The organism is Micromonospora sp. I033, from assembly GCF_053890995.1.
In genome coordinates this window covers 1-8,872 of the sequence record NZ_JBSSLX010000229.1, presented here as the reverse complement: position 1 = coordinate 8,872, position 8,872 = coordinate 1, and the positions used below count along the sequence as shown (strand labels likewise).

Annotated in this window: 5 protein-coding genes; 4 read left to right on the top strand and 1 reads right to left on the bottom strand. The window is 74.5% G+C overall.

Going from position 1 to position 8,872, the window contains the following annotated elements; genetic code table 11:
* Positions 1 to 3,585: S8 family serine peptidase (locus ACW0Q9_RS26370; protein ID WP_456185786.1), on the top strand; the 3,585-nt coding region annotated here is incomplete at its 5' end.
* A gap of 46 nt (positions 3,586 to 3,631) precedes the next feature.
* On the opposite strand, the gene ACW0Q9_RS26365 is transcribed toward ACW0Q9_RS26370, so the two are convergent.
* Positions 3,632 to 4,615, bottom strand: a complete 984-nt coding sequence (locus ACW0Q9_RS26365; RefSeq protein ID WP_456185784.1) for a helix-turn-helix domain-containing protein — start codon at positions 4,613 to 4,615, stop codon at positions 3,632 to 3,634.
* Between the two features lie 79 nt (positions 4,616 to 4,694).
* Between ACW0Q9_RS26365 and recN the strand changes: the two genes are divergently transcribed.
* The 3 genes from recN to ACW0Q9_RS26350 all read left to right on the top strand — a co-directional run bounded on the left by recN (position 4,695) and on the right by ACW0Q9_RS26350 (position 8,718).
* A complete protein-coding gene (gene recN / locus ACW0Q9_RS26360; protein WP_456185782.1) occupies positions 4,695 to 6,452 on the top strand; it encodes a DNA repair protein RecN in 1,758 nt (585 codons plus the stop codon).
* Positions 6,453 to 6,570: 118 nt separating this feature from the next.
* Positions 6,571 to 7,749 (top strand): putative cytokinetic ring protein SteA, encoded by a 1,179-nt coding sequence (steA, locus tag ACW0Q9_RS26355; RefSeq protein ID WP_456185780.1) that lies wholly within the window; start codon positions 6,571 to 6,573, stop codon positions 7,747 to 7,749.
* Between the two features lie 27 nt (positions 7,750 to 7,776).
* Entirely contained in the window at positions 7,777 to 8,718 is a 942-nt protein-coding gene (locus ACW0Q9_RS26350) for a copper transporter (protein WP_456185778.1), read from the top strand.
* The last annotated feature ends 154 nt before the right edge of the window (positions 8,719 to 8,872 follow it).

The window sequence follows — 8,872 nt, the reverse complement described above, 5'->3', positions numbered from 1 at the left end:
CTCACCACCGGCGGCCAGGTCCACCTCGCCCCGGCCGCGTCCGGCCGGGTCGCCGCCACGGTCCGCCCCGGCCCCGGCCGGGAGCGGGTCACCTTCCACACCGTGGCGGCCGACGGCGGGCTCCGCGTGCTGCCCAGCGACGTCGTCCCGTACCTCTCCGCCGGGTTGCTCGACGCGGACCTGTTCGACGTGGAGGAGCTGGTCGCCGAGGGCTACGGCGACGCCACGCAGAGCGCGCTGCCGCTGATCGTGCGCTACCAGGAGCCGGCCGCCGGCCGCGTCCGGCGGCTGGCCGGCGCCACCGCGGCCCGTCCGCTGGAGAGCATCAACGGGGCCGCGCTGCGGGTCGGCAAGGCCGACCTCGGCGGCCTGTGGACCACGCTGCGCGGCGCGCCGGCGGCCCGGACCGCCGACGCCACGCCCCGGCTCGGCGGCGGCATCGCCCGGGTCTGGCTCGACGGACGGGTGCACCCGGCGCTGGAGCACAGCGTGCCGCAGATCGGCGCCCCGGCGGCCTGGGCGGCCGGCCGGGACGGCAGTGGCGTGCGCGTCGCGGTGCTCGACACCGGCGTCGACGCCACCCACCCCGACCTGGCCGGCCGGATCGCCGAGGCGCAGGACTTCACCGGCGGCGGCAGCGCCCGCGACGGGCACGGCCACGGCACCCACGTGGCGGCGACCATCGCGGGCAGCGGCGCCGCCTCCGACGGGCTGCGCAAGGGCGTCGCGCCCGGCGCGCGGCTGCTGGTCGGCAAGGTGCTCGACGACAGCGGCCGCGGCTACGACTCGGGGATCATCGCGGGCATGGAGTGGGCCGCCCACTCCGGCGCGAAGGTGGTCAGCATGAGCCTCGGCGGCTCGCCCACCGACGGCACCGACCCGATGAGCCAGTCGGTCAACGACCTCACCGCCGAGACCGGCGCGCTCTTCGTGATCGCCGCCGGCAACGAGGGCGCGGCGGGCACCGTCGGGTCGCCCGGCGCGGCCACCGGCGCGCTCACCGTCGGCGCCGTGGACCGCGACGACAACCTGGCCGACTTCTCCAGCCGCGGCCCGCGGGTGGGCGACAACGGCCTCAAGCCGGAGATCACCGCGCCGGGCGTCGGCATCGTCGCCGCCCGCGCCTCCGGCACGACGATGGGTACGCCGGTGGACGACGCGTACACCCGGGCGTCCGGGACGTCGATGGCCACCCCGCACGTGGCCGGCGCGGCCGCGATCCTCGCCCAGGAGCACCCGGACTGGGCGGCCGGGAAGCTCAAGGACGCGTTGGTCAGCACGACGAGGGCGAACCCCGCGCTGACCGTCTTCGAGCAGGGCGGCGGCCGGGTCGACGTGGCGCGCGCGCTGAGCCAGCGGGTGTACGGCTCGGCCACCGCCGACTTCGGCCGGGTGAGCACCGGTGGGGCGGTGACGGAGCGGACCGTGACGTACACCAACGGCACCTCGTCCCCGCAGTCCCTGCGGCTGGCCCTGGAGCTGCGCAACCTGGACAGCGACGCGGCCGAGCCGGACGGGGTGGCGCTCCAGGACACCGAGGTGACCGTGCCGGCCGGTGGCAGCGTGGCCGTCCCGCTGCGCGCCGACCCGGCGAAGCTGGACCGCGGCGTGCACGGTGGATGGCTGGTCGCGACCGGCGCGGACGGCGTCGCCGTGCGTACCGCCGTGGGCCTCACCCTCAGCGGCCCGCTGCACTCCGTGACCCTCAGGGCGCTGGACATGCGGGGGCAGTCGGGTACGGCGTCGGTGGTGACCCTCTTCGGCGAGCACCGCGAGTCCGACCGGCTCGGCTTCCTCCTGCCCGGCATGGAGTGGCAGGTGGAGGTGGAGGAGGGCCCGTACCTGCTCCAGGGGCTGATCGAGCACGGCGCCCCGCTGGACGAGCAGCTCACTCTGGTCACCGACCCCGAGCTGACCGTCGACCGGGACCTGACCGTGGTGCTCGACCCGCGCAAGGGCACTCCGATCCGGATCGAGACGCCGAAGCCGACCGAGCAGCGGGCGGTGATCAGCTTCTATGAGCACCGGATCTTCGGCAACGGGCGGCAGGTCGACCATGGCGTCATGAACTTCAGCACGACCCAGCAGGTCAACGTCACCCCGACGCGGCCGGTGAGCCGGGGCGAGTTCGAGTTCTCCTCCCGCTGGCAGCTGGTCGCGCCCATGGTGGACGCCCAGGTCAGCAACGTCTCCGGTCCGCTGGACATCAACCTGCTGCACCAGTCGCCGGCTCCGGCCGGCCGGCGGAAGCTCCCGCTGGTCTGGGCGGGCGACGGCACCGCCGCCGAGCTGGCCCGGGCCGGGGTCCGAGGTGCGGCCGCGCTGGTGGCCGGCAGCTACGACCGCGCCGAGGAGGACCAGATCGCCGACGCCACGGCGGCTGGCGCCGCCATGGTGCTCATCGTCCGCCCGGCGGACCGCAGCGCGTGGACGGTCTGGCGCCCGGACGGGGAACGGTTGCCGATCCCGTCGCTGGTGGTGGCGTACGACGACGGACAGCCGATGATCGCGGCGGCGAAGAGCGGCCGCGCGACCCTGGACGTGACGCTGACCGTGGACAGCCCCTACCTGTACGACGTCTGGCAGGTGTCGAAGGGGCGGGTCCCGGAGCGGATCGTGCACCGGGTGACGGCGGACAACACCGCCGAGGTGACCGCCCGCTACGCCGACACCGGCGGGTCCGACTGGGCCACTGAGCAGCGGTTCAGCTGGCGCCCCTGGCAGGAGTACTCCTGGAACGACGAGCAGCGGACGGTGCGTACCGGCACCACCCGGCAGGAGTTCGTCAGCGCCGGAGACTCCTGGTGGCAGCAGCGGGTGCTGCACCGACTCACCTGGTCCTGGGGGCCGCTGCTCGGCGGGCTCACCGAGCAGCCCCGGCGGTACGCCGCCGACGACCGGGTCACTCAGGCCTGGCACGCCCCGGTGGTCCGGCCGGCCGTGCCGGCGAGCGGCGGAGTGCCGGTGCCCACGCGCACCGGCGACACCCTGAACCTGCGGGTGGCCGAGTTCGTCGACGCCGAGGGCCACTACGCCCCGGCCGGCTGGGGCGAGGAGCAGGACACCGTCGAGCGCCGGCTGAGCCGGGACGGGCAGCAGATCGCCGACCTCTCCGGCGGCTGGGCACTCGTGCCGACCACCCCGGGGGCGGCCCGCTACCGGCTGGACCTGACCACGAAGCGGTCGTCCGACGAGTGGTCCCGGGCCACCCGTACCGAGACGGCCTGGGAGTTCACCTCGGCCCGCCCGGCCGGGGACGCCGCCCAGCCGCTGTCGCTGCTGCAGGTGGACTACCACGTCCCGGCGGACCTGCGGGGCGAGGTGGCCGGCGGCCACCCGCACCGGCTGGGGCTGACGCTGCGTCAGCCGGCCGGCGTGCCGGCGCCGACCGGCACCAGCGTCCGGGTCGAGGTGTCGTTCGACGGCGGCCAGAACTGGCGGGCGGTGCCGGTGACCGGCTCGGGCACCAGCTTCAGCGCCCTGGTGCCGGCCGGGAACGGCACGGTGTCGCTGCGGGTGCACGCCCGTGACCGGGCCGGCAACACCGTCGACCAGACCGTGCTCGACGCGTACGGGCTGCGCTGACGCGGGGCGGGGCGGGACGGCCGTGGTGCCGTCCCGCCCCGTCCCCTCAGATCCAGCCCCGACGGGCGGCCTGGAAGGCCAGCCCGGGCCGGGTGTCCACGCCGGCGAGCGCCATCAGGTCGGCCAGCCGGCGTTGCACCGTACGCCGGCTGACGCCGAGCTGGGAGGCGATCGACTTGTCCGGCACGCCGGCCACGAAGAGCGACAGCAGGCGGGCCTCGTCCGGGTCCGGCCGGTAGCCGTCCCCGTCCGGCCCGGCCGGCGGGGTGGACGAGCCCAGGGGCGTCGCCATCAGCCAGTGGCTCTCGAAGAGCGCGAGCAGCGCGTCCAGCAGCTGGCTGCGGCCGATCACCGCGGCGGTCGGTTCGCCGCTGCCCCGCTCCGACACCAGCGGGCAGACCGCCGTGCGACCGTCCACGATGGCCAGCCGGACCGGCAACCGGTCGAGGACCCGGGCCTGCTCACCGGCGCGTACGCCCTGCTCGACGTCCGCCAGGGCGCCCGGTTCGAGGAGCATCTCCCGCTCGTAGATGGCCCGGTAGCGGACCCCGCGGGCGAGCGCGTCGAACTCCTCGGCGTTCTCCTGGCCCGGCATGGCCAGCGGGTTGGCCCGGCAGAACCAAAGCACCTCGGCCCGGGCGCCGTTCTGCAGGTCGCGCAGCCGCTCCCGGAGCGCCTGGGCGCCGGTGACCACCTCGAGCAGGTGGGCGGCGTCGTGCCGGCGCATCCCCGCCCGGTACTCCTCGGTGAGCTGGGTGACCGCCGCGCGGGCCGACTCCAGCGCCTCCTGGCGGCGCAGCAGCGCCTCGCCGAGCGGGACGTCGGGCGCCAGCGGCCGCAGCGGCGCGTCGGGCTCCGGCCCGGTCGGCAGCACCAGTCCCTTGCCGCGCAGGGCGTCGAGCTGGGCCAGGATGTCCGCGCGCGGGCGGCCCAGCCGTTCGGCCAGCTCGCCGACCCGGGCGGTCGTGAGCTGCACCAGGCAGCGGTAGAGCTGCTCCTCGTCCGGGGTCAGGCCGATCACGTCCAGCACGGGGCAGAACTGTACGACTCCACCGGCTGCCCCGCGCCGGCTGGTCAAGTGTCGGAGGACGCGTCTACTGTCGGGTGCTGTGCTGGAAGAGCTGCGCATCACCGGACTGGGCGTCATCGAGGACACGACGCTGCCGCTGACCGGCGGGATGAACGTCATCACCGGCGAGACCGGTGCGGGCAAGACCATGGTGGTGACCGGCCTCGGCCTGCTCTTCGGTGGCCGGGCCGACGCCGGCCGGGTCCGTGCCCAGCCGGGCCGCGCGGTGGTGGAGGGCCGGCTGCGCCTGGACGGCCGGGTGGCCGAGACGGTGCACGCCCGGATCACCGACGCGGGCGGCGAGCCCGACGAGGACGGCTCGGTGCTGCTGAGCCGCACGGTCACCGTCGAGGGCCGGTCCCGGGCGCACCTGGGCGGCCGCAGCATGCCGGTGTCGATGCTGGGCGAGGTCGGTGAGCAGGTGGTGGCCGTGCACGGCCAGTCCGACCAGCTCCGCCTGCTGCGCCCGGCCGAGCAGCGGGCCGCGCTCGACCGGTTCGCCGGTCCGGAGCACGAGAAGCTGCTCGACGCACTGCGTGAGGCCTACACCGGGTGGCGGGCGGTGGTCGACGACCTGGCCGACCGGCGGCGCAACGCCCGCGAGCGCAACCAGGAGGCCGACCTGCTCCGGCTCGGCCTCGACGAGATCACCCGGGTCGACCCCCAGCCGGGCGAGGACGACGAGCTGAAGGCGGAGGCGCAGCGCCTGGAGCACGCCGAGGGGCTGCGCACCGCGGCCCAGCTCGCCCAGCAGTGCGTGGCCGGCGGCGTGGAGGCGGCCGACGACACCCCCGACGCCACCGCGCTGCTCGGCACCGCCCGGCGCACCCTGGAGGCCCAGGCCGGCACCGACCCGGCCCTCGGCGAGCTGGCCGCCCGGCTGGAGGAGGCGGCCACCCTGGTCACCGACGTCTCCGCCGAGCTGTCGACCTACCTGGCCGCGCTGGACGCCGACCCGGCCCGCCTGCAGACCGTCTACGAGCGCCGGGCCGCGCTGCGCGGGCTCACCCGGAAGTACGCCGACGACGTCGACGGCGTCATCGCCTGGGCCGAGCGGGCCCGCACCCGCCTGTCCGACCTGGACACCTCCGACGAGCTGCTCGACGAGCTGGACAAGGAGGCGGCCCGGCTCGCCGCTGAGGTGGCCGACCTGGCCGGCCGCGTCTCCACCTCCCGGCAGGAGGCCGCGGTCCGCTTCGCCGAGCAGGTCACCGTCGAGCTGGCCGGGCTGGCCATGCCCCACGCCCGGATCGAGGTGGCGGTGCTGCCCCGGCCGGCCGGCCGGGCCGAGCCGAGCCTGCCGGTCAACGGTGTCGAGGCCGGCGTCGGCCCGGACGGCGCCGACGAGGTGGAGCTGCGGCTGCTCGCCCACCCGGGCGCGCCGGCGCTGCCGCTGCAGCGGGGCGCCTCCGGCGGTGAGCTGTCCCGGGTGATGCTCGCCATCGAGGTGGTGTTCGCCGGCTCCGGCGGCCCGCCCACCCTGGTCTTCGACGAGGTCGACGCGGGCGTCGGCGGGCAGGCCGCGGTGGAGATCGGCCGCCGGCTGGCCCGGCTGGCCCGCAGCCACCAGGTGCTCGTCGTCACCCACCTGCCGCAGGTCGCCGCGTTCGCCGACCGGCACCTCGTGGTGGCCAAGGACACCGGGGGAGCGGTCACCACCAGCGGCGTGCGGGTGGTGGAGGACACCGAGCGGGCCCGCGAGCTGGCCCGGATGCTCGCGGGTTTGCCGGACTCGGATCTGGGTATCGCGCATGCCGAGGAACTCCTGGCCGTGGCGGCCAAGGAAAGGCGCCCGTGATCCCGAGATTGTGAGCGCAAGCACACCGGCGTGCGCTCCGGTGTGCTTCCCTGGGTAGGCGGCCCTGCTCAGGCATGTCGCGACAGCAAAACCTGCCTCACATGCCAGGATGGTCACGATGCGTCTACCCACGTTGCGCCGGACCCGGAACGCGGAACCGGGCTCGATCCTCGGTACCGCGCGCCTCGACCGCCGGACGAAACGCCTGGTCGGGCGGCTCCGCCCCGGGGACATCGCGGTGATCGACCACGTCGACCTGGACCGGGTGGCGGCCGACTCGCTGGTCGCCGTCGGTGTCGCCGCCGTACTCAACGTCAAGCCGTCGGTCTCCGGGCGCTACCCGAACCTCGGCCCCGAGGTGCTGATCGCGGCCGGCATCCCGCTCCTCGACGACCTCGGTGAGAGCGTCTTCGAGCAGATCCGCGAGGGCGACCTCGTGCGCATCGAGGGCAACACGGTGTTCGTCGGCGACGAGCCGGTCGCGCACGGCAGCCTCCAGGACGCCGAGACGGTCGCCAAGTCGATGGCCGACGCCCGGGAGGGGCTGTCGGTGCAGTTGGAGGCGTTCGCCGCCAACACCATGGACTACCTCAAGCAGGAGCGCGACCTGCTGCTCGACGGCGTCGGCGTGCCGGAGATCCAGACCCAGCTCCAGGGCCGCCACTGCCTGATCGTGGTCCGCGGCTACGACTACAAGGCCGACCTGGACGTGCTGCGCCCCTACATCCGGGAGTTCAAGCCGGTGCTGATCGGGGTGGACGGCGGCGCCGACGCCCTGGTCGAGGCCGGTTACACCCCTGACATGATCATCGGCGACATGGACTCGGTCACCGACGACGTGCTGCGCTGCGGCGCCGAGGTGATCGTGCACGCCTACCCGGACGGCCGGGCGCCGGGCCTGGCCCGGGTCAACGGCCTCGGGGTGCCGGCGATCACCTTCCCGGCCGCGGCCACCAGCGAGGACCTGGCCATGCTGCTGGCCGACGAGAAGGGGGCCTCGCTGCTGGTGGCCGTCGGCACCCACGCCACCCTGGTGGAGTTCCTCGACAAGGGCCGGGGCGGCATGGCCTCGACCTTCCTGACCCGCCTCAAGGTGGGCGGCAAGCTGGTCGACGCCAAGGGCGTCAGCCGGCTCTACCGGCAGAGCATCTCGGGCTCCTCGCTGCTGCTGCTGATCCTCTCGGCGGTGGCCGCGATGGCCTCCGCGGTGGCGGTCTCCACGGTCGGGAAGGCGTATTTGGGTGTGGTGTCGGAGTGGTGGGACAATTTCGTGTTCCAGCTCGGCCAGCTCTTCTAGCTCCCCGACGATCAAGAGGCTGCAAGCGTGATCAACTTCCGCTACCACGTGGTGTCCCTGACCGCGGTCTTCCTGGCGTTGGCGATCGGCCTGGTGGTCGGCACGGCCGCCCTCAACGGGCCGGTGGCCGACTCGCTCAAGGAGCGGGTCAACGGGCTCAGCAAGGACAACTCGCTGATGCGCCAGTCGGTCAACAACCTCCAGAAGGAACTGGACATGGAGGAGGACTTCGCCGCCGAGATGGCGCAGGTCGTCCTCCCCGGCAAGCTGAACGGCCGGCGGGTGCTGGTGCTCAGCCTGCCCAGCGGCCGGGACCACACCGAGGGCGTGGTGAAGATGCTCGAGCTCGCCGGGGCCAACGTGACCGGCCGGCTCGACGTGCAGGACAAGTTCATCAACCCGGACAGCAACAACAACCTGCTGGAGCTGGCGGTCACCGCGGCGCGCCCGAACAGCGTGCCCACCTCCGGCCTGCCGGGCAACGGGCACGGCGTGGAGACCTCCAGCGCGCTGCTCGCCAGCGTGCTGCTGGACCGGCCGCAGGGCAGCCCGGCGGTCACCGACGCGGATCGCCGGGCGGTGGTCCAGCACTACGCCACCTCCGGCTACGTCACCTCGGAGGACAAGATCTCCGGCGCCGCCGAGGCGGTCGTGCTGGTCAGCGGCCAGCCCTACGTCGACAAGTTCTCGGCGGAGAAGGACGAGTCGGTCGTGAAGATCGCCGAGCAGTTCGACCGGACCGGCGCGATCGTGGTCGGCGGCATGGGCTCGGCCGGCGGCAACGTGGTCTCCGTGGTCCGGGGCGACCCGGTGCTCTCCCAGACCATCTCCACCGTCGACAACGCCAACACCGTGCAGGGGCAGCTGGTCACCAGCCTCGCCCTGGTCCAGCAGCTGACCGAGAAGAAGGCCGGCCAGTACGGCGTCGGTGACAACGCCGCCGCCCTGCTGCCTAAACTGCCCCAGTGACCGGTCCGTACCGCGTCGCGCTGGGCATCCGGATCGGAGGGGTCGCGTGAGAGTGGGTCGGCTGCTGGCCGTCGGCGCGGGGGCGCTGGCCGCCCGCTACGCGCTGCGGGAGGTGCGCAGCTCGCCGGGCGCGCCGGCGCTGGAGCGCACCAAC

Bases quoted from the DNA above. Each gene is read 5' to 3' on its own strand.
- steA (WP_456185780.1), top strand. From the start codon at position 6,571: ATGCGTCTACCCACGTTGCGCCGGACCCGGAACGCGGAACCGGGCTCG.